The organism is Alphaproteobacteria bacterium (assembly GCA_018662925.1).
Taxonomy (GTDB): domain Bacteria; phylum Pseudomonadota; class Alphaproteobacteria; order 16-39-46; family JABJFC01; genus JABJFC01.
Genome location: JABJFC010000051.1, coordinates 1 through 20,123 on the forward strand (window position 1 = coordinate 1; position 20,123 = coordinate 20,123).

Annotated in this window: 19 protein-coding genes and 2 tRNA genes; 10 read left to right on the forward strand and 11 right to left on the reverse strand. The window is 46.5% G+C overall.

Annotated elements, in window-relative coordinates:
• Positions 1–504: 504 nt before the first annotated feature.
• The 5 genes from HOL16_03775 to HOL16_03795 form a co-directional block, all read right to left on the reverse strand.
• Positions 505–1,377: a branched-chain amino acid transaminase gene (locus HOL16_03775; protein ID MBT5389814.1), complete on the reverse strand. Its 873-nt coding sequence runs from the start codon at positions 1,375–1,377 to the stop codon at positions 505–507.
• A 71-nt stretch (positions 1,378–1,448) separates the two neighbouring features.
• A complete protein-coding gene (locus tag HOL16_03780) occupies positions 1,449–2,222 on the reverse strand; it encodes an enoyl-CoA hydratase (GenBank protein ID MBT5389815.1) in 774 nt (257 codons plus the stop codon).
• A gap of 74 nt (positions 2,223–2,296) precedes the next feature.
• Positions 2,297–2,926 (reverse strand): hypothetical protein, encoded by a 630-nt coding sequence (locus tag HOL16_03785; protein MBT5389816.1) that lies wholly within the window; start codon positions 2,924–2,926, stop codon positions 2,297–2,299.
• 85 nt (positions 2,927–3,011) lie between these two features.
• Positions 3,012–4,037, reverse strand: coding sequence for an NAD-dependent epimerase/dehydratase family protein (locus HOL16_03790; protein MBT5389817.1), 1,026 nt, complete (start codon positions 4,035–4,037; stop codon positions 3,012–3,014).
• 126 nt (positions 4,038–4,163) lie between these two features.
• Positions 4,164–7,934, reverse strand: coding sequence for a vitamin B12-dependent ribonucleotide reductase (locus tag HOL16_03795; protein MBT5389818.1), 3,771 nt, complete (start codon positions 7,932–7,934; stop codon positions 4,164–4,166).
• Between the two features lie 301 nt (positions 7,935–8,235).
• Here HOL16_03795 and HOL16_03800 point away from each other — a divergent pair, with 301 nt between their 5' ends.
• From HOL16_03800 to HOL16_03815, 4 genes are all read left to right on the forward strand, one after another.
• Complete coding sequence (locus HOL16_03800) at positions 8,236–8,592, forward strand: NADH:ubiquinone oxidoreductase subunit NDUFA12 (GenBank protein MBT5389819.1); 357 nt, start codon at positions 8,236–8,238, stop codon at positions 8,590–8,592.
• A gap of 10 nt (positions 8,593–8,602) precedes the next feature.
• Complete coding sequence (gene mlaD / locus HOL16_03805) at positions 8,603–9,088, forward strand: outer membrane lipid asymmetry maintenance protein MlaD (GenBank protein ID MBT5389820.1); 486 nt, start codon at positions 8,603–8,605, stop codon at positions 9,086–9,088.
• Between the two features lie 136 nt (positions 9,089–9,224).
• A complete protein-coding gene (locus HOL16_03810) occupies positions 9,225–9,926 on the forward strand; it encodes a DUF2155 domain-containing protein (protein ID MBT5389821.1) in 702 nt (233 codons plus the stop codon).
• Positions 9,927–9,950: 24 nt separating this feature from the next.
• Positions 9,951–10,127: a hypothetical protein gene (locus HOL16_03815; GenBank protein ID MBT5389822.1), complete on the forward strand. Its 177-nt coding sequence runs from the start codon at positions 9,951–9,953 to the stop codon at positions 10,125–10,127.
• A gap of 402 nt (positions 10,128–10,529) precedes the next feature.
• Here the strand turns inward: HOL16_03815 and HOL16_03820 are convergent, their stop codons facing one another.
• Positions 10,530–11,321 (reverse strand): hypothetical protein, encoded by a 792-nt coding sequence (locus tag HOL16_03820; GenBank protein ID MBT5389823.1) that lies wholly within the window; start codon positions 11,319–11,321, stop codon positions 10,530–10,532.
• Between the two features lie 162 nt (positions 11,322–11,483).
• Here HOL16_03820 and HOL16_03825 point away from each other — a divergent pair, with 162 nt between their 5' ends.
• Positions 11,484–11,894, forward strand: coding sequence for a DUF2000 domain-containing protein (locus tag HOL16_03825; GenBank protein MBT5389824.1), 411 nt, complete (start codon positions 11,484–11,486; stop codon positions 11,892–11,894).
• Between the two features lie 33 nt (positions 11,895–11,927).
• On the opposite strand, the gene hppD is transcribed toward HOL16_03825, so the two are convergent.
• Entirely contained in the window at positions 11,928–12,947 is a 1,020-nt protein-coding gene (hppD, locus tag HOL16_03830) for a 4-hydroxyphenylpyruvate dioxygenase (protein ID MBT5389825.1), read from the reverse strand.
• A gap of 89 nt (positions 12,948–13,036) precedes the next feature.
• Between hppD and HOL16_03835 the strand changes: the two genes are divergently transcribed.
• Positions 13,037–13,327, forward strand: coding sequence for a hypothetical protein (locus HOL16_03835; protein MBT5389826.1), 291 nt, complete (start codon positions 13,037–13,039; stop codon positions 13,325–13,327).
• A 136-nt stretch (positions 13,328–13,463) separates the two neighbouring features.
• Here HOL16_03835 and HOL16_03840 read toward each other — a convergent pair.
• Positions 13,464–13,540, reverse strand: a tRNA-Pro gene (locus tag HOL16_03840).
• Between the two features lie 168 nt (positions 13,541–13,708).
• Between HOL16_03840 and HOL16_03845 the strand changes: the two genes are divergently transcribed.
• A complete protein-coding gene (locus tag HOL16_03845) occupies positions 13,709–14,008 on the forward strand; it encodes a hypothetical protein (protein MBT5389827.1) in 300 nt (99 codons plus the stop codon).
• A 75-nt stretch (positions 14,009–14,083) separates the two neighbouring features.
• Here the strand turns inward: HOL16_03845 and HOL16_03850 are convergent, their stop codons facing one another.
• Together HOL16_03850 and ruvX are read right to left on the reverse strand one after the other, a co-directional pair.
• Positions 14,084–15,424 carry a sodium:proton antiporter gene (locus HOL16_03850; GenBank protein ID MBT5389828.1) on the reverse strand — a complete coding sequence of 447 codons (1,341 nt, stop codon included), beginning with the start codon at positions 15,422–15,424 and terminating at the stop codon, positions 14,084–14,086.
• Positions 15,424–15,909 carry a Holliday junction resolvase RuvX gene (ruvX, locus tag HOL16_03855; protein MBT5389829.1) on the reverse strand — a complete coding sequence of 162 codons (486 nt, stop codon included), beginning with the start codon at positions 15,907–15,909 and terminating at the stop codon, positions 15,424–15,426. Before ruvX ends, HOL16_03850 begins: the two co-directional genes overlap by 1 nt.
• Before the next feature lie 84 nt (positions 15,910–15,993).
• On the opposite strand from ruvX, the gene recG reads away from it, so the two are divergent.
• Positions 15,994–18,105 (forward strand): ATP-dependent DNA helicase RecG, encoded by a 2,112-nt coding sequence (gene recG / locus HOL16_03860; protein MBT5389830.1) that lies wholly within the window; start codon positions 15,994–15,996, stop codon positions 18,103–18,105.
• Positions 18,106–18,107: 2 nt separating this feature from the next.
• On the opposite strand, the gene HOL16_03865 is transcribed toward recG, so the two are convergent.
• Complete coding sequence (locus HOL16_03865; protein MBT5389831.1) at positions 18,108–18,467, reverse strand: hypothetical protein; 360 nt, start codon at positions 18,465–18,467, stop codon at positions 18,108–18,110.
• A 163-nt stretch (positions 18,468–18,630) separates the two neighbouring features.
• Between HOL16_03865 and HOL16_03870 the strand changes: the two genes are divergently transcribed.
• Together HOL16_03870 and HOL16_03875 are read left to right on the forward strand one after the other, a co-directional pair.
• Positions 18,631–18,705: transfer RNA gene (locus tag HOL16_03870), tRNA-Val, on the forward strand.
• Positions 18,706–18,725: 20 nt separating this feature from the next.
• Complete coding sequence (locus HOL16_03875) at positions 18,726–20,009, forward strand: hypothetical protein (protein MBT5389832.1); 1,284 nt, start codon at positions 18,726–18,728, stop codon at positions 20,007–20,009.
• Positions 20,010–20,123 lie beyond the last annotated feature (114 nt).

Genomic DNA, 20,123 nt, shown 5'->3' on the forward strand with positions numbered 1-20,123 from the left:
AAAATGATGCTAGCTTCATAATAATATTTCTTAAGAAGGGGTTACGTTTTCACCTAAAGAGTGTAACCCTTTTTCTCTCCTTTTCCAGCTATTTCCTCGTACTCAGAGCTTTTTTGTTTCTCTATCTCGGATCTAGGGTCAGAGGGTAGAAGGGTAGATGCCGAAAAAAACCGTCTTCCCGGCCATTAGGGATTCTTAGCAAGCCGAAGGCGAGCGTTAGAATTCCTTATGAGCGCGGGATCCATAAAAGCAGAGAACAGAGGACAGTTTTCAGAGAACAGAAAGTGCCTTGTATAAGCTATTACATCTGAGCTCTGAACTCCGTTGGCTGATCTCTGCTCCATGGATCCCGCGATGCCAACTCACTCTAGGACTCACCGGCTTAAGACGCCGGTTCGTCTAGAGTTCCTAGGCTCCGGGAAGACGGCAGTAGAGCTGTTGCTAGGATCTGGATATGCCTTAGAGCACAACTCACTTTCTGTTCTCTGATTTCTGACCTCTGTCCTACTTCTTCCGCACCAGTTCTTGGTAGCGGGTCCGTAAAAGCTTTGTTACGGGACCAACGGGAAAGGTGCCATAATCATGCACTTCCCGAATAGGAGTAACTTCCACAGCTGTTCCGGTAATAAAGAGCTCATCAGCCCCATCCAAGTCTTTGGGAAACAGATCCTTTTCGATCATCTCATAGCCCTCTTTCTCAGCAAGGGTCATCACCGTCTGGCGCGTGAGGCCATCGAGAAAACTTTCCGGCTTTGGGGTATAAATCACCCCACTCTTGACCATAAAGAAATTGGCCCCCGTGCATTCGGCTAAGCGACCTTCGTGATCTAACAGCAGAGCGTCGTCAAAGCCAGCCTCTTCTACCTGACGGCGGGCCAAATGGCCAAGCATATAGATCCCGGCTGCTTTTGCTTCAGCCGGCGCTGAATGGGGCGGTGGCCGCCGCCATTTTGGCATCATAACCCGAATGCCCTTTTCATTGGCTTCAGGCGCAAAATACTTGGGCCACTCCCAAACGGCAATGGCCACATGGGTGGAATTGCCCTGGCTTGTAATTCCCATTTTTTCCGAGCCAAGCCAAGCCACAGGACGCAAATATCCATCAGTGATTTTTTGGCGTTCGATGACGCCTTGAGAGGCTTTCATCAGCTCTTCTAAGGAATAGGGAATCTCTAAGCTCATAATGGCAGCAGACTTAAAAAAGCGCTCCAGATGCTCTTTCAGCATAAAGGCACGGCTATCATAAACACGGATGCCTTCAAAGATAGAGGTGGCATAGTGTAATCCATGGGACAAAACATGAAGCGTCGCCTTTCGCCAAGGCACATAGGCTCCGTCTTTCCAAATGACCCCATCCCGATCATCAAAGCCTGACATAGATTTCATCTCCCCGTTTTATCCCTTTTGTAAGCCTGTGTTATGGGCTTCCTAGGATAATCTCCGTACGATTAGCGCCCCGTAAATTTTGGCGGCCTCTTGTCCAAAAACGCCTGCATTCCCTCTTTCCTGTCCAGTATATCAAAAGTGGAATGAAATAGCCGCCTTTCATTTTTAATGCCTTCCGACAGGGGCATTTCAAAAGCCGCATTAATGGATTCTTTAATGAGCTGCACCACGGGCAAGGACATGCCTGCAATCTTATGGGCCACTTTAAGCACTTCCTCTAAAAAGCCTTCAGTCTTAAATATGCGTGCCACCAAGCCCATTTCATGGGCCTCTTGGGCCGAGATCATCCGGCCCGTTAGGCACATGTCCATGGCCTTGGACTTTCCCACGAGCCGAGTCAGGCGCTGAGTGCCCCCTGCCCCTGGGATTGTCCCAATAGTCACTTCCGGTTGGGAAAACTTGGCATTTTCAGCCGCCAAGATAAAATCGCACATCATGGCCAACTCGCAGCCCCCGCCCAGAGCATAACCAGACACAGCCGCAATGACAGGTTTTTTAACCTGGGTGATCCGTTCCCATTCCTTGATGAAATCCTTTTGCGTAACCTCAGCGGTGGTTTTATCCACCATCTCTTGAATATCGGCCCCCGCAGCAAAGGCTTTCTCTGAACCCGTTAAAACAATAACATGCACCGCCTCATCACGTTCACATGTATCTAACGCTTGGTTGAGATCTTGGATCAATTGATTGGAAAGGGCATTCAGTGCTTCAGGTCGCTGAAGCGTAAGGAGGGCAACATTTTGTTGCTGGGTAAGTTGGACTAGATCATTTTTCATTTGTTCAAATTAAAACCCCTCAGCTGGATAGCCAAGGGGTTTTTTGCATAAGGTATATAAAAAAACTATACTCGCTAGCCTGCCATACCAATGATTACGTTCTTTAATATCCCATGTTTCGCTGCAACTGAAGCAACTTTTTCAGCAACATCATTGCGAAGAACTTTGTTTGTCTCACATAAAGTCAGAAGCTTGTTCATTGTATCATTTAAATTACTTCCAGACAAAAGCCCCATAACTGCTTTTTCCGCATCTGCTTTGAGGCTAGAATCATTCAAAAGGGCCATAACAACATCAAGCTGTTTTGGACGGGATGCATTTTTAACAGCTTGGACTGCTGCTGTTATTACATTACCATTAACGTTCTTGCTACCAAGTTCACTTTTCACAACTGATACAATCTTAGCTTCATTTCCTGAGGTCTCCAAGGTAGAAACCACTGTTGGTATATCTTTTCCTAGAACCTCATTGATAACGGTTCTAAAAGCTGTAGGATCTTTTTTAACATGATCCATCGCTTTGTTAAAAATAGTTTTCACAAGTGAAGGTTTGTATCTTAATACACCCTCTAATGAAGAAACCTTACTTTTGTCTTGTAAAATTTTAACGACATCACTTTCCAAATTCGCACTCGCCATTGGTGCGCTTCCTAATCCTAAGAGAGCGACAACGCTCACGGCTGATAGTAATTTAAGAGTTTTCATAGCATTTAGCTCCCTAAAGTTATTTTTATTTTGTTCCATCTTCTTGTATTATAACACAAAAAAATACAACTGGGAAATAGGTTTTCTAGGAAGCGTTTTTGAGGGTTCGCTTGTCCCCGTAGAATTCTTGGTACCAGGCAAGAAAATTCTGAAGACCTTCATCAATATGGGTTTTGGGATCATATCCAAGATCATTTTGAGATTCAGTGATATCCGCATATGTCTTTCGCACGTCTCCCATTTGCATGGGTAAAAGATCAATAATGGCTTTCTTACCCAGAATGCGCTCGATGGTTTTAATGAAATCCAAAAGCTGGACAGGATTGTTATTCCCCAAATTATAGACTTTATGGGGCGTTTCACCACAGAGTTTCTTATGTAGGTCTACGTTTAGGGCTCCAATGATCCCTTGGACAATGTCATCCACATAGGTAAAGTCTCGGCACATTTCCCCATTGCCATAAACTTGAATGGGCTCTCCGGCCAAAATATTTTTGGCAAATTTAAAGGCCGCCATATCAGGGCGACCCCACGGCCCATAAACCGTAAAGAAACGCAACCCAACAGCCGGAATGCCATACAATGAGGCATAGGTATAGCTCATCAACTCATCGGCCTTTTTAGACGCCGCATAAATGGAAATGGGCGTATCGGTGCGATCTTCCGTGGCAAAGGGAAGCTTTTTATTGGCCCCATAGACAGAAGAGGAACTCGCATACACAAACTTTTCAAAGCCCTCTTGATGGCGCGCCAGTTCCAAAAGAACCAAATGCCCCATCACATTGGATTGAATGTACGCATAAGGATCTTCTAAAGAATACCGGACACCCGCCTGGGCTGCCAAATTAATGACGTGGACAATAGGAGCAGATTTGGTGCTTTCCCTGTTCCAAAGGGCCGTCATGTCTTCTCGATTAGATAGCTCTATCTTGTTGAAGGAGAAATTCTCGTACCCTTGCAAAATTTCAAGGCGGCCTTTTTTAACGCTCACATCATAATAAGCATTCATATTATCAATGCCAATCACTCGTTCTCCACGCTCTAAAAGCGTCTTGGACAAATGAAAGCCGATAAATCCGCCAACACCGGTTACTAAAATCTTTCTTCCCATTAATCACCAAACCCCTTGATTACAGGTGCAAAACTGCCGAAGCTATAGGTAGCGTGTTTCACAATAGGACGCAACTATATTTGTTTGAACCTGTACTGGGCCTTCAATCTGCTGTGACAAAGAACTTTAAGAACAGCCGCTTGTGCTCCCACATGTTTCACACTTTAAGCACGTCCCATTGCGCACAAGGGTAAAGTTACCGCATTCGTTGCAAGCATCGCCCGAAAAGCCCTTCATGCGCGCTTCCTTGACTTTGTTATAGAACGAATCCGCCTGAGGGGCAGCTTGGGCCTGAGGCAACTCTTGAGCCGATGTAGCCGCCTGTGCTTCAGATGCTACGGCTGTCGCCGCAACACTTGCCGTCCCCATGGTTGTCTCAGCCCCATTGCCATTTGTCAGGCTTCCGTTTGTCGCACTACCATTGGCGGCACCACTAGTCGCGCTACCATTGGCAGCACCATTCCCATTCGTCGAGCTACCGTTTCCATTGCTGCCAACCACATAGAGGCTATTCCGCACAAAGCCTGTGCTGGTAATGCGCTTCACATGATCTGCTACCTTATCACCAGCAGACATAAGTTCCAGTTCCTCTTTCCCTTGTCCAATACTGTCAGGCAGCAAGTCAGCAGGCTCGGCATGGGCCAAATCATTGCGCCCCAAATAAGAAACAGCCAACTCGCGGAATATATAATCGATCACCGACGTGGCCATCTTAATAGCATCATTTTCACCGACGATGCCCGAAGGTTCAAAGCGCGTAAAAACGAAAGCATCCACAAATTCTTCCAGAGGAACGCCATACTGCAGCCCCAAAGAAATGGCCATGGCAAAACAGTTCATTAGGCTCCGGAAAGAGGCACCTTCTTTGTGCATATCCACAAAAATTTCACCCAAGTTGCCGTCTTCGAATTCACCGGTCCGCAAATAAACTTTGTGCCCGCCCACTCTGGATTTTTGTGTATAGCCTTTCCGACGATTGGGCAGTCGGTTGCGCTCTGATTGGCGCACGATACGTTCAATGATCCGCTCTGCCACGACTTGTGCCTTCTCGGCCATGGGTTTTTCGTGAAGATCAGCAATAGCCCCTTCATCAAAATCCATGACTCCTGTCGCCATCGCTTGGGAAAGCTTAGACCCATCTCGGTAGAGGGCGTTACACTTAAGGCCCAACTTCCAAGAAAGCATATAGGCCTCTTTGCAATTTTCGATCGTCGCCGTATTGGCCATGTTGATCGTCTTAGAAATAGAACCGGAGACAAAAGGCTGTACGGCTGCAAGCATATGAATGTGGCTCTCTACGGGCAAAAGACGTTTTCCGATTTTGCCACAAGCGCTGGCACAATCAAAAACGGGAAGATGTTCCTCTTTCAAATGAGGAGCACCTTCCAAAGTCATCGTCCCACCACAGTACAAGTTCGTTGCTTCGATTTGATCTTTGGAAAATCCAAGAGATGCCAGCATGTCGAAAGCGCTCTTATGAATTTCTTCCTTGGAAAATCCGAGAATCTCCGTGCAAAATTCTTCACCCACTGCCCAGTGACTAAAGGCAAATCGAATGTCAAAAGCCGTCTCCAGGGCCTTTTCAATTTTCTGTAAAACCTCATCCGTAAAGCCCTTTTCCTTTAGAGCCTCTATGGTCACCTTGTCCTTGCCCGATGATGTGGGCAACTTTCCATGACCGACGGCATATTGGATAATCTCGTCAGTCTGCTTTTTATCATATCCAAGGGCCTCTAAAGCCTTTGGTACCATACGATTGATAATCTTAAAGTAACCACCACCCGCTAGCTTTTTGAACTTAACGAGGGCAAAATCTGGTTCAATACCCGTCGTATCGCAATCCATGACAAGACCGATAGTCCCTGTGGGTGCAATCACCGTTGTCTGAGCATTGCGATATCCATGCTTTTGGCCCAAGGATAAGGCTTGATCCCAAGCCACACGAGCCGCCTTGACCAAGCCTACTTGCGGGCACTCTTCTGCTTTTAAAGGAACCGGATTCACGTTGAGCTCTTGATAGCCAGATGTCTTACCATTGGCCGCCGCCTTATGGTTGCCCATAACCCGCAACATATCTGAGGCATTTTTTTCGTATTGGACGAAAGGCCCCAACTCTTTGGCCATTTCTGCCGAAGTTGCATAGGAAACACCGGTCATAATAGACGCTAGTGCCGCCGCAATAGAGCGCCCTTCTGCACTGTTGTAAGGAATACCTGACGCCATTAAGAGGCCCCCGATGTTGGCATAGCCAAGTCCCAGGGTCCGGAAATCAAAGGAAAGCTGAGCAATTTCCTTTGAGGGGAATTGGGCCATCGCCACTGAAATTTCCAAAACAATGGTCCATAGACGAACGGCATGCTCGTAAGCCTCCGTATCAAACTCAAGTCCCACCGAGTTAGGCCGCTTAAAGGCCATCAAGTTAAGGGACGCCAAGTTGCACGCCGTATCATCTAGAAACATATATTCGGAACAGGGATTAGACGCATTGATCCGACCACTTTGCGGACACGTATGCCAGCTATTAATTGTCGTATCAAATTGAATCCCAGGATCTGCACATGACCACGCAGCATAAGTAATTTGGTCCCACAGGTCGCCAGCTTTGACGGTCTTGTATGTCTTGTCGTCAATGCGACCTTTTAAGTCCCAATCATCATTGGTTTTTACTTTATTCAAAAAGTCATCGGTAACGCGAACCGAGTTATTAGAGTTCTGACCAGAAACGGTAAGATAGGCTTCCGAATCCCAGTCCGTATTATAAGTTTCAAATTTCAGAGACTTAAATCCTTGGCCTGCAAACTGGATGACACGCTGGATATAATTATCGGAAATCATAGACTGTCGAGCCTCTATGATGGCCGATTTCAACTTGGCATTCTTGGCCGGATCCAGCACCTTTTCTGTATCACCTTCTTCACCTTGACACGCAGCCATAATGGCATTGAGATGCTTTTCCGCCAGCTTGGATCCCGCAACCAAGGCAACGACTTTTTGCTCCTCAATTGTTTTCCAATTAATAAATTCTTCCACATCGGGGTGATCCACGTCCACAACCACCATCTTTGCCGCCCGACGAGTGGTTCCTCCTGATTTTATGGCACCCGCTGCCCGATCGCCAATCCTCAAAAAGCTGAGAAGTCCGGAAGATTTTCCACCACCAGAAAGATTTTCTCCCTGGCCTCGGATTTTTGAAAAGTTAGACCCTGTCCCCGACCCAAACTTAAAGAGTCTGGCTTCACGGAGCCACAAATCCATGATGCCCCCTTCATTGACCAGATCATCGGAAACACCCTGAATAAAGCAGGCGTGGGGTTGAGGCCGCTCATAAGAGGAATCAGACTTTCTTACCTTCTCCAGCTTTTCGTCGTAATAAAAATGCCCTTGGGCTGGGCCATTGATACCGTACCCCCAATAGAGTCCCGTATTGAACCACTGGGGCGAATTCGGCGCCACCATTTGTTGACACAACATATAACGCAGCTCATCATAAAAAGCTTTGGCATCTTCTTCCTTGGTAAAATAACCGCCTTTCCAACCCCAATAGGTCCACGTCCCCGCTAAACGATCAAAAACATGACGGCAGGACGTCTCGCCTCCAAAACGCTCTTCTTCGGGCAAATCCTCCAGAGCCTGTGTGTCCGCTTCGTGGCGAGAAAGCCACTGTGGAACACCCTCTTCCTCTGCTGACTTCAAACGGGCCGGCACACCTGCTTTGCGGAAAAACTTTTGGGCAATAATATCACAGGCAACTTGGGTCCATTTTTTAGGAACCTCAATCCCCTCCAACTTAAAAACGATGCTGCCGTCCGGGTTTCTAATTTCACTGGTGGTTTCGCGGAATTGAACGTCCTCATAGGGCGATTTGTTTTCTGAGGTGAATTTCCGTTCAATGCGCATGGTAGATCTCCAAAAAATTAGGGTTTATAATAAAAATAATTTTAGTTTTAAAACACAATATATTGATTAAATTTTTACAAAAATTACTACATGTTGACAACCCCTGATTTTTACAGCTATAAAAGGACAGGGTGGATTTCTCTAATTTTTTTCTCACATTTAAAAAAAGTCGCGGATTACGGTGGCTTGTTTAAAAGTTTATAGTGGGATACTTAGAAAATAAAAATAAAATGTATAAAATTCGAAGCAAAAATTAACCCGTAGCGAAATAATTCTCGATAGGGTATATGTTATAGCTATCATGATAAACATAACACAGCAATTGACAAAATTTTACATCCGTTTACGAGGTAGCCGCTTGGTTGGGGAAGACTCTCTGGGAAATCAGTACTATGAGCAGCCTCGAAAGCCTAACGCCTTAAGATCAAAACGATGGATCATTTACAATGGCACCCCCGAAGGAAGCAAGGGTTCTCCCCAGTGGTATGGGTGGCTTCATCATACCATTCAACAGCCTCCTTCATCTAAAAATGAGATCCGTTACAAGTGGCAAAAACCCCCACAGCCCAATCTAACGGGAACAGTTTTTGCCTATAAACCACCTGTATTGCCCTCAAACACCCCTTTAGATTACACTCCCTGGAATCCAACTAATTAGAAAGGCTATTATGCGCACGAATTTACTAGAGACCATTATGGGAGCCATTGTTCTTGTGATCGCAGCGGTTATCCTTATTTTTGCCTATACAAGCAGAAATGCTGCAAAACTTAATGGGGCCTATGAACTAACCGCAAAATTTGACCGAGTAGATGGTCTGCTAAAAGGAAGCGACGTCCGTGTAAGTGGTATTAAGGTGGGAACTGTAACGACAGAGACTCTTGATCCATCAACTTTTCTCGCCATTGTCACAATTTCTGTTAACTCTGACATAAAGTTGCCAGTGGACACTTCGGCAGAAGTGGTTTCAGAGGGTTTGCTGGGCGGTAAATACTTGGCTCTGGTTCCGGGTGGAAGCGATGACATTATTCAACACGGTGGTGAAATTAAGTACACCCAAGCAGCCATCAGCATCGAATCCCTCATTGGACAATATATCTTTAGCCAAGATAAGAAAAAAGATGACGAGACCGACAATGATAATCCCAGCCCCTAGACCTATGGGCTGGCATCGTCGTATCAAGATGACGAGACCGACAATGATAGTCCCAGCCCCTAGACCTATGGACTGGCATCGCCGTATCCTGCCAATCTGTGGACTGATTTTAGGGTTGTCAAATCCATTGGTGGCAATGGCATCAGAAGAAAATGTCTCAGAGGATGTTGTTGTCCTCCAGGGCCTTGATAAAGTCACTGGGCGCCTCTCAACTCTGAAAGCCCCAGTGGATAAGCCTGTAAAATTTGGGCAGCTCAAAATCATTGCGCGCCACTGTGAAAAAACGCCTCCAGAAGAACCTCCAGAAGCAACCGCTTTCCTTGAAATCTGGGAGACCAAACGAGGAGCAACCGACGAAAAGATTTTCTCCAGCTGGATGTTTGCTTCCAGTCCGGCCGTTTCGGCCCTCGATCACCCAGTCTATGACATATGGGTAAAGGACTGTGAGAGTGATAAAAAGAAACGCCCTACCATGCAAGTAAAGGTCCTTGATCCCGAAGTTGGAGAGACTCCCTTTATACTAGAGGGCGATGCAAGTGTCGAATCTCAAATTTCCGCGGAAACTACTGGTAGTGGCGTGGTTGAGGGTGAAGCTCCTGTTGCTGTTGAGAGTGCTGAGAAGCACGATGATAGGGCTCTTGTTGTTGATGTTGAGAGAGATGTTGGTGCGGAAGGTGCTGCACCCGAAGCTCCTGTTCCAATGGAAGCTGGTGTTGGTGCGGAAGGTTCTGTACCCGAAACTCCTATTGCAATGAAGAGTGATGTTGATGCGGAAGGTGCTGCGCCCGAAGCTCCTGTTTCGGTTGAGAGTGCTGAAAGCTGGATCCCGCGCTCATAAGAAATTCTAACGCGCGCCTTCGGCTTGCTAAGAATTCCTAATGGCCGGGATGACGGTTTTTGGCCGTGTGCTATGGTTCGCTTAGCCATATGGCATAGACCGCAAGGGCTTCCGACGCCTGCCCAGGATTCCAGAGCAATCGTCAAATTCCTGAGCGCCCTCTATTTGCCCAGGATTCCAGAGCAATCGTCAAATTCCTGAGCGCCCTCTATTTGCCCAGGATTCCAGAGCAATCGTCATCCCGGAACCTTTAGGAACTCTAGACGAACCGGCGTCTTAAGCCGGAGAGTCATAGAGTACCTTGGTATCGCGGGATCCATAAAAAGCATGCTAGGAGGAAGCACAAAATCACGTCGTAGCGACCTGTCCCCGTCCCCCATAGCCCCTCGCCACATCATAGCGGCCTATCACGTCGTAGCGAAGCGAAGACGGAAGCGAAGTAAGGACTCGTCACGTCGTAGCGAAGCGAAGACGGATAAGCCGGAGAGTCGTAGAGTACCTTGGTAGCGCGGGATCCATAAAAAGTATGCTAGGAAAAGGCACAAAAAAAGAGCAGAAGTCAAACTCCTGCCCTTTTAGCTCGTTAGATAGGAAAACGAGTCGTTAGACGAACTTAACGGTAAAACCAATAAGCTTCCAACCCAATCCTTCGTATACGAACTTTTGCTCAAAGTGAACGCTCGTAGGCTTTGTAGGGAAATGTCCCTTTACCAAAAGCTCACCTTGCTCAGTCAATGTTGGCGTTCCTTCGAATACAGGAGCTACCTTACTGAGGACAGATAGATCTAAACCTGCATCATACACAGCTCCATAGGACTCATCCAAAGCCTCAGGCGTCGATTGTAATTGCCATAGGGTTGAGATCTGATCATGGAACTTTTTCATGCTCTTCGCTTTGACAGAGTCACTAAAAGAGCTCATGGCATCTTTTACCAAATAAACCAATTGCTGTTCAGATGGGGCCTCTACTGGCGTTGTTTCTGAAAGCACACCACTGAGATCCTTGCGCAAAGAGTAAATTTTCCAAACACCATTTTCTTTAATGAGAACAAGCTGAACTGGAATGACTTCCTGAGTGTTCGTCACGACAGACCCTTCAATTTTAGCCAAAGATCCCGTCGCGGTATCACTGAGCCAAGATGTTTCTTGAATATCGGTAAGTCCCGAAGTCTCCAGGAAGTTCAAAAAACTTTCCTCAGACGTCTTTCTTTGAAAAACTTGTGCTAAGAATTCATAGGCAAAAGGATAATTCTTAGTTTTGATGGCTGTAAAAAACCGATCGGCCGACTCTTCAACCGCTGTTCGATAAAAATTCATGTACCCAATAACCAAGCCAACAGCAAGGACAACCCCTACAACTGTAAAACTTGTGACGACTCTGCTCTCCCGTTTCATGGATGTTCTCCTTTGTTATTTTCACTCTAGAGTATACTAATTTTTAGATCCATTGGCAATGGAGGTTTCCCCAAGCCCTTCCGCACCAGCATCTTCACCGTTGATTCCCTCCGCAAACTTATGTAATTATGGCCTGTGCAAAAACAGAGAGGAGCCATAATAATGTTCGAAAATAAGTTAGTCGCCGTTCTTAATAAGTCTCTCGATTCAGGCATTGCCATGAATGCCCTTGCACATATGACCATTGGACTAGGCGCCCAGCTGGATAATGAAAGTCTCAGCTTAGATACCTATATAGATGCCCAAGAAAACCACTATCCAAATATTTCCCAAATGCCTTTTATGATATTGCGGGCCAGTGGGGGGAAAATAAGAACCACGGCCTTTACGGCACGCGAAAAAAGCATTCTCCACGGTGTTTTCTTGAACACAATGACCGGCGGCACCTATGTGGAACAAATAGAAAGAACGAAAAGCTCAAAGGAAGAAGACTTAAATTACTATGGCATCGTTCTCTATGGAAAATGGGATACGGTTTCTGAAATGACCAAAAAGTTTTCCCTTTGGAAATAGGAGAGCAATAAAATCGCCAGGCTTAACCCGGCCTTAAGCCCTTAGGTTTCCGCGTTCGATCTGATCTTGTTCGATGGCCTTAAATCCAGCCGTAAAATTTCCTTCCCCAAATCCGTCGTGGCCTTTTCGTTGCATGATTTCCATAAAGAATGCTCCAAAAACGCGCTTGGTAAAGCTTTGGAGCAAAATCTGATTGCCATTCCTATCATCAACGATTCCATCCAAAAGAACCTTATGCAAACGCATATTCGTGGAATCTTCCCCATGTTTTGGCAAGCGGTTCTCAAGTTCCTTATAATATTCTTCATCCGCACCAACAAAGGGGACGCCATTGCCCAAAAGCTTTTCCATGCTTTCATATATATCAGGACCAATTAAGGCTATATGTTGAACACCCTCGCCATTAAAATCCTTCAAAAATTCCGAGATCTGAGAAATAGCATCCGATGACTCGTTTACGGTCATCCGCATCTTCCCACATGAGCTCACAATGGCTTCACTTTTGAGGCCCGTTACTTTCCCTTTAATATTGAAAGAAGTGATGGATTTAAAGCCCAGTACGTCTTTATAGAATGCCGCCGCTTTCTTGCCGTTCCCTGTAAATACATTATTAGCCAAATGGTCCACATGGGTCAGCCCCACGTCATTTGACGGCATAGAAACAGGGTCAAAAGAGCTCTCAATATACTCCTGAAATTGGGCTTCTTCACAAAGATAAACTTGGCTCTGCCCGACCCCTTCAATGGAAGGGATGGGATGGTCAGAGTTGCTTTCTTTGGCGTTCCGATCAAGGGCCACTTGAAGGGCCGCCTCTGAATTCTCAACATTGATGGCCATACCACAAACGGCCGGACCATGTTTTCTAGCATAGCCTGCAGCAAAACTATCCTGTTCCAGATTCATGAAGAATCGAATGTGCCCCTGCTCATAAAGAGAAATCTCTTTGGTTTTATGTTGGGCCGTTTTGGTCAGCCCTAAGCCCCTAAACAAAGCATCCAGCTCTTGTTCATCGGTGCCCGTAAATTCTATAAAAGAAAAGCCATTAGTCTGCATTAAACATCCCTCTGATATGAAGCTCCATAAAAAAGCTCTCTTCCCCGTTAAACGGATGTCTTTTGTTCAAAGAGGAAATCCGCTATAATTTGGACTGGATCATACACGCCCTGAAATCACATGGAAAGGAAGTTAATTATATGGAACGCTTTTTTGGAGAACTCATCGCCATTCGACTTATGCTTGGCCGAATCCTGGCTAACCAAGCCCACAATGCTGGCGACCCACAAAAATATATTGATGAACAACTGCGCCAGGCCATCCAAGATCTGGAACAGATAAAGCTTGATGTCAAAGATGAAAATCAAGAAAAAGCCATCCGAGTCATTGCCGAATCCACCCTCGCAGACATCACTTCTCGCATTCATTTTGCTTCTTAATACTTGATTTTGTCGAAAAAAAAATCCCTTTCGTGAGATAGGCAAAAAAGTCCGCACACTGTAGAAAAACGACACTGGCCGTTTTTTTCAAAAGCACTGAAAGTGCTTGTTGTTATCTAGTTGAGTTTTTGTCCTTTGGTCGGAGCGGCGGGATTCGAACCCACGACCCCCACACCCCCAGTGTGGTGCGCTACCAGGCTGCGCTACGCTCCGACGGGTCAGACTATAGCCACCCCTCAGGACGGTTGCAACCGGTAATTGTATAGGTTCAGTACATATGAAATGAAAAGAGGGGTATGGCCTGTTATGTCTATGGGGACGGGCACTACGATCCGTCTTCGCTTCCGTCTTTGCTGAGCTACGACGTGACAAGTTGCTATGATGGACAGGCGGATACGACGTGACAGGCCGCTACGACGTGACGGGTCGCTTCGACGTGACAGGTCGCTACGGCGTGATTTTGTGCCTTCTCTTTGCATACTTCCAATGGATCCCGCGATACCAAGGCTCCCTACGTCTCACCAGCTTAAGACGCTGGTTCGCCAAGAGACCCTAGGTTCCGGGAAGACGATTGCTCTGGAATCCTTGGCAAATAGTGGGCGCTCAGGAGCCCTTGCGGTCTATGCCATATGGCTAAGCGGTTCATGGCACATGGCCAAAAATCGTCTTCCCGGCCATTAGGAATCCTAGCAAGCCGAAGGCGCGGCTTAGAATTCCTTATGAGCGCGGGATCCAAGGGAAACGAGGCTCACTCACCTACAAAAAGAAGAGCAACGTCAGCAATCCAAACAAAGGAATGAGAATAAGGCACGACCAGGCCATATAGCCTAAGAAGCTGGGCATTTTGATGCCCTGTTGTTCCACAATGGCGCGGACCATAAAGTTAGGCGCGTTGCCAATATAGGTCAGGGCTCCCATGAAAACAGCTCCACAAGAGATGGCCATGAGAGCCCCACAGCAATCGCCCATGAGGAATTCGGCATCTCCTCCCGCCGTATGGAAAAAGACCAGATAGGTGGGCGCATTGTCCAAAAAGGCCGACAATATTCCCGTCAGCCAAAAATACATATACGAGAGTGGCACACCATCCTTATCGCTGACCATCTCAATAATCCAGCCCAAGGCCCCATCGCGCCCCTTAGAAAGGATAGCTATCACAGGCAAAACGGTCACAAAGATCGCTGCAAAAATCTTCACCACTTCAAGCAATGGATCCCACGTATACGCATTGTCCGTCCGAATTCTATGGGAAGTTGTGAACCATGAAACCGCCGCGAGCAGTACGATGAACACACATCTTAAAAGATCCATAAGGGGGATGCTAATTCCACCAATGGAAAACTCTAGGGAAGATTTCCAGAGTCCTGACAATAAAACCGATAAAATGACCCCTCCCAAAAGGATAAAATTAAACCATCCCTCAAAACTGAGTCGATTGACATGAGTCACCCGTACGGGGGCCGTCTCTTCTTCTTTGTGATAAAACCAGTGGTCCAAGAAATAAAAAATAATGAGCATGGGAATCACAATGGCAATAAGGGGAAGCAAAAGATTCTGTGTGGTCCAAAAAAAGCCTACACCATATAAAAAGCCAACAAAAAGCGGTGGATCGCCTAGTGGGGTTAATGCCCCACCAATATTGGCCACAAGAAAGATGAAAAAAATCTTTATATGCACATTGTGCTCACGCCAGGAATTAGCGCGAATCAATGGCCGAATTAAAAGCATGGCTGCCCCCGTCGTCCCAATCCAACTAGCAGCCAATGTCCCCGAAATAAGCACCAGAGTGTTGCTGAGGGGAGAACCAAGCCACTCTGCGCGCAATAGGATTCCACCCGTTATGATGTAGAGGGCCCCAATAAGGACAATGAAAGGAATATACTCCATGAACATGGTATGGAGAAATTCATGAAGTGTCAGGCTAATTCCATAGACACCGACCATTGGAATCAAAAGCCCAAGAGTCCAAAGCAACATGACCTTTCCATAATGACGATGCCAAAAGGCTGGAACCATGAGGGGCAAAAGAGCAATGGAGAGCAAAACACCCGCAAAGGGAATCCCCCACAAAAGGCTTAAATCGTAGCCTTTTAGCATTATGTTGTTCTCCTTTCCATATTCTTCATGGCGTCTAGCACCCCTTGCAAAATATAGCTTGCTGCGAGTTTATCAACGACTTTTTTTCTCTTTTCGCGAGAAACATCCGCTTCCAAAAGAGTGCGGGTCACCGCAGCCGTTGATAAACGTTCATCCCAAAAAACAACAGGAATATCAATGAATTCCAAAAGATTCTCCACAAACTGGCGGATAGACTGACACTTGGCCCCTTCTCCCCCACTCATTTCAATGGGCAGTCCCACAACAAGAGCAACTGCGTCATTTTCTTTGATCAATTCTGTCAAGGATTTCAACAAAGGCTGAAATTTTTCACGTTTGAGAACCGAAAGGGGCGTTGCAATTAAAAAAGTCTTATCGGAAAGGGCAACACCCACCGTTTTAGAACCTACGTCGAGCCCCATAATTCTGCCACGCTCAGGGGATTTCAGAAAGTCTGAAAGCTCTTTAAGTTCCACAACAGCCATTTTGATAACCCTTTTAAGAAATTCGCACTTGAAAAATCCGTCACAGTTTAGGAAATTACAACTGGAAACAAAAGGATTTAATCTGTGCCAGCAAAAATTTTGGCCCCCCTCTTCTCACCGCTCTCTTCTTTGGAGGGCATTGGACCAAAAACTGAAAAGATTTTGGAAAATTTTGTGGGCTCTCGTGTGTTAGACTTACTCCTTCATCTTCCGACAAAAATTCTATGCCGCTATCCCATCAAACAGATTGCCGATCTGGGCCAATTTGAAGAAGCCGTGCATCAAAAGGAAAGCCCTTGCGTTTCTTTCGTGGCGAAAGTTCACAAACACTATGTTCCCTTTAGCAAGAGGCAACCCTATCGTATTCGCTGTAAGGATCCCTCTGGCAATATAGACCTTATATTCTTTAGAGCCGATGCGCGCTATATGGACAATATCCTCCCTACTGGGGAAGAACGACTCATCACAGGATCCTTAAACTTTTATAAGGGAAAGGCTCAGATGACACATCCAGATCATGTGGGTGCCCCAGAGGATCTCGCCTCTTGGTGTGGTGCCGAAGCCCACTACCCACTTTCAACAGGGATCAGCAGTAAGTTGCTGCAAAAGACGATGGCATCGGCTATCCAAACAACACCCGAACTACCTGAATGGATAGATCGATCTCTCCACAAGAAAAAGGCCTGGCCCTCTTGGCAAGAGGCTCTTAGCAAAAGCCACTCTCCCCAAGAAGAGTCCGCGTTAGAACCAACATCGCCTGAACGGCAAAGGCTGGCCTATGATGAGCTCTTGGCCAATCAGCTCCTTCTGAGACTGATGCGACAATATCATCGCAAAATTGAAGGCAAATCGCGCACAAAAAAGGGAGAGCTTATTCCAAAACTCCTAGAGATCCTGCCCTTTGAACTCACCCTAGGTCAAAAAGCAGCCTGGGAAGAGATCTCCCAGGATATGGCTGCCCCCATGAAAATGGTAAGACTCCTTCATGGGGATGTGGGCTCTGGTAAAACAATGGTGGCCTTTTTAGCTCTCTTGCGCGCCGTTGAAACTGGTGAACAAGCTGCTCTCATGGCACCAACAGAAATCTTGGCCCAGCAACATTTCCAAACCCTTGCCCCTCTGGCCGAAAAACTTGGATTGAAGCTTGATCTCTTTACTGGCACCCGTAATCGCATGAAAAATGCAAAAGAAAGTCATGAAAAACTGGCATCAGGAGAGACTCAAATTGCCATTGGCACGCACGCTCTGTTGTATGATTCCATAAACTTTAAAAATTTAGGCTTGGTTGTCATTGATGAGCAACACCGCTTTGGCGTCGACCAACGCCTTTCTCTCACTTCAAAAAACAACAAGGTGGATGTCCTGGCCATGACGGCTACTCCTATCCCGCGCACCCTACAACTGACAGCTTTTGGCGATATGGATGTCTCTTGCATTTCCGACAAACCAAGCAATAGAGGAAACGTTACGACTGGCGCCCTCTCAATCGATCGCTTAGAGGATGTCATTCAGTCCCTAGAGCGCGTTCTGGAAAAACAGGAAAAAGTCTATTGGATTTGTCCCCTTATTGAGGAATCCGAACTCCTTGATCTGGCCGCTGCCAAAGACCGATATGAGTCTTTACGGACGCAGTTTGGCGACAAAGTGGGACTGGTTCACGGCAAAATGAAAAGCGACGAAAAAGATAAAGTGATGGCCCAGTTTAAATCTGGGGATATCAGCATTCTCATTGCCACAACTGTCATCGAGGTGGGTGTCCATGTGGATGACGCAACCCTTATGGTGATCGAACATGCAGAGCGCTTTGGGCTTTCGCAATTGCACCAGTTGCGGGGACGCATTGGTCGTAGCTCACGAGATGCGAACTGCTTTTTGTTATATGAAAGCCCCCTGAGCCCCACAGCTCAAAGACGCCTTGGCATTATGCGCAAATCAAACGATGGGTTTCGCATCGCCGAAGAGGATCTAAAACTCCGGGGGGCCGGAGATATTATGGGCAGTCAACAAAGTGGCAAGAGCCCCTTTCGAATTGCAAATCTGTTCATCCATCAAGATTTGCTTCAAAAAGCCTATAAGGATGCCCAGTTATTACTGAACAAAGACCCCCAGCTAAAATCAGAGCGGGGAAAAGCTGCACGGATTTTGCTGGCGCTTTTTGAACGTGAAAAGGCCCTAAAGTATCTTCAATCTGGGTAGGATTACATCCCGCATTTCTGATGGGGCGCACAATTCCCATGGACACAGCAGGTGAACTCTCCCCAATCGCCATTGCCTACCTTGGCATCGGGATCATTTGGGTAAAGACACTTTTGAAGAAAGTGGACCTGACACTTCCCTTCTGCGTCAAGATCTTTATTTCCTTCTGCGTCGAGATCTATGCTTTTACAGGGCTGTTCTACTTTGAATTTGCAAATACACTTATGAACAAGACTTGAAGCATATTTTTGAGCACATTCTTCTGAGGTAGTGGGGGTAACATCCTTAGAGGGCGAAAAGAACCAAACACTTCCCACCACAATAAGAAAAACCAACCATATAAAAAATTTTATCTTTCCCATTCACTTAACTCCAAAAAAACTATGTCCGGTCGTTGTACTTAATTCTTGAAACCAATACCATTCTTTATTGAAGAATAACAATGCACTTGTAGGATTCTTTATACCCCCTTGCACTTGAAAAAGAACACGTGTATATGGTGCCAAGAGGATGAAAGTCCTTATGGGGCGCATAGCTCAGCGGGAGAGCACTACGTTGACATCGTAGGGGTCAGAGGTTCAATCCCTCTTGCGCCCACCATTTTTCCCCTTTAAATTAGAATGAAAAACAAAGGGAGAAGACCCATAGATCCGCTCTTAATTCAAAAGACTTTGTTGCTCGCCGACATTGGAGCCACTAATGCGCGCTTTACCATTGTGTCTCCGGATAGTCCTGAGTTTAAAATCTCGAACTATAAGACAAAAGATTTTCTTTCCCTTCAGGAGGCCCTCGAGCATTTCTTAAAACCCCTAGGGGTCCAACCACAGATTGCAGCCATTGCCATAGCCTGCCCCACGGACAGCGACGAAATTACCATGACCAATGCCAGTTGGACCTTTTCACAGGATCAGCTTAAGCTCCATTTTGGTTTTGAGGATTTGATTGTCGTTAATGACTTTGTCGCCATTGCAAAGGCAATTCCCTATCTTAAAGAAGAAGACATGGTAAAAGTTGGGGGCGGAGATAAAAAGCCTAAGAAGCCGATGGTCGTCTTAGGACCAGGAACAGGATTGGGCATTTCCACTTTGATCCCGGCTCCACAAAGCGCTCAGGGGGCTGAAGCCGCTGCTCAAAAGTCAGAAGAATGGGTTGCAACCCCGGGCGAAGGCGGTCACGTGACCATGCCGGCTTCTGACGACCACGAAGCAACAGTGCTTTCCATTGTCCGCAAGGAATTTGGCCATGCTTCTGCTGAACGTGTTCTGTCGGGTCACGGGCTAGAAAATCTTTATCAAGCTCTTTTTGCCATAAAAAAGGATCAATTACGATTTGATGCAAAAAAAGGTTACCCCTTTTCTGACAGCCCCTTCAAAACCCTTCCCGAGCAGGCAGGAGAGCCCTACCGCCATAAGTTTAAGTACAAAGAATTCGAAGGGTTTGATGATATTAAAATCGCCTCTCAAGATGAAGAACGCCGCCCTGAAAAGGAAAGTTTTGACACACGCCCCTTCCATGAAACAGAGAATGTCTTTGATCCTTTTCAGAAACTGTCCGCAGAAAACATCGTTGCCTATGCGTTGAAAGACCCCCAAGTACAGCCTTCGCCTCCCCCAGAAGTCCATGACATGTGCAAGGATGCCTTGGATATGTTCTGTGCCATGCTGGGAACCATTGCAGGCAATTATGCCATTACGATCTCGGCCGAAGGGGGCGTTTATATTGCAGGTGGCATGGTTCCTAGATTCTTAGACTACTTTAAGTCCTCGCCTTTCCAAGCACGCTTTGAGGAAAAGGGCCGCTTTGGAAACTATATGAACACCATTCCTACTTATGTCATTACTCATCCAGCCGTTGCCTTCATCGGCCTTTCCAGAATCGTGTTAGAAAAGTTCGGGATGCTTTAGGTCAGACTTGTCACGTCGTAGCGGCCTGTCCGTCGTAGCTCAGCGTAGCGAAGACGGAGGTCAGAGGTCAGAGGTCAGAGGTCAGAGGTCAGAGGTCAGAGGTCAGAGGTCAGA

Excerpts from the sequence above, each read along its gene's own strand:
- HOL16_03865 (MBT5389831.1), bottom strand. The coding sequence starts at position 18,467 with ATGGGAAAGATAAAATTTTTTATATGGTTGGTTTTTCTTATTGTGGTG.
- HOL16_03775 (MBT5389814.1), bottom strand. The coding sequence starts at position 1,377 with ATGTCAGGCTTTGATGATCGGGATGGGGTCATTTGGAAAGACGGAGCC.
- ruvX (MBT5389829.1), bottom strand. The coding sequence starts at position 15,909 with ATGGCTGTTGTGGAACTTAAAGAGCTTTCAGACTTTCTGAAATCCCCT.
- HOL16_03780 (MBT5389815.1), bottom strand. The coding sequence starts at position 2,222 with ATGAAAAATGATCTAGTCCAACTTACCCAGCAACAAAATGTTGCCCTC.
- HOL16_03820 (MBT5389823.1), bottom strand. The coding sequence starts at position 11,321 with ATGAAACGGGAGAGCAGAGTCGTCACAAGTTTTACAGTTGTAGGGGTT.
- hppD (MBT5389825.1), bottom strand. The coding sequence starts at position 12,947 with ATGCAGACTAATGGCTTTTCTTTTATAGAATTTACGGGCACCGATGAA.
- HOL16_03790 (MBT5389817.1), bottom strand. The coding sequence starts at position 4,037 with ATGGGAAGAAAGATTTTAGTAACCGGTGTTGGCGGATTTATCGGCTTT.
- HOL16_03875 (MBT5389832.1), top strand. The coding sequence starts at position 18,726 with ATGAAAAACAAAGGGAGAAGACCCATAGATCCGCTCTTAATTCAAAAG.
- HOL16_03795 (MBT5389818.1), bottom strand. The coding sequence starts at position 7,934 with ATGCGCATTGAACGGAAATTCACCTCAGAAAACAAATCGCCCTATGAG.
- HOL16_03825 (MBT5389824.1), top strand. The coding sequence starts at position 11,484 with ATGTTCGAAAATAAGTTAGTCGCCGTTCTTAATAAGTCTCTCGATTCA.
- HOL16_03800 (MBT5389819.1), top strand. The coding sequence starts at position 8,236 with ATGATAAACATAACACAGCAATTGACAAAATTTTACATCCGTTTACGA.
- HOL16_03850 (MBT5389828.1), bottom strand. The coding sequence starts at position 15,424 with ATGCTAAAAGGCTACGATTTAAGCCTTTTGTGGGGGATTCCCTTTGCG.
- HOL16_03785 (MBT5389816.1), bottom strand. The coding sequence starts at position 2,926 with ATGAAAACTCTTAAATTACTATCAGCCGTGAGCGTTGTCGCTCTCTTA.
- mlaD (MBT5389820.1), top strand. The coding sequence starts at position 8,603 with ATGCGCACGAATTTACTAGAGACCATTATGGGAGCCATTGTTCTTGTG.
- HOL16_03810 (MBT5389821.1), top strand. The coding sequence starts at position 9,225 with ATGGCATCAGAAGAAAATGTCTCAGAGGATGTTGTTGTCCTCCAGGGC.
- HOL16_03845 (MBT5389827.1), top strand. The coding sequence starts at position 13,709 with ATGGACAGGCGGATACGACGTGACAGGCCGCTACGACGTGACGGGTCG.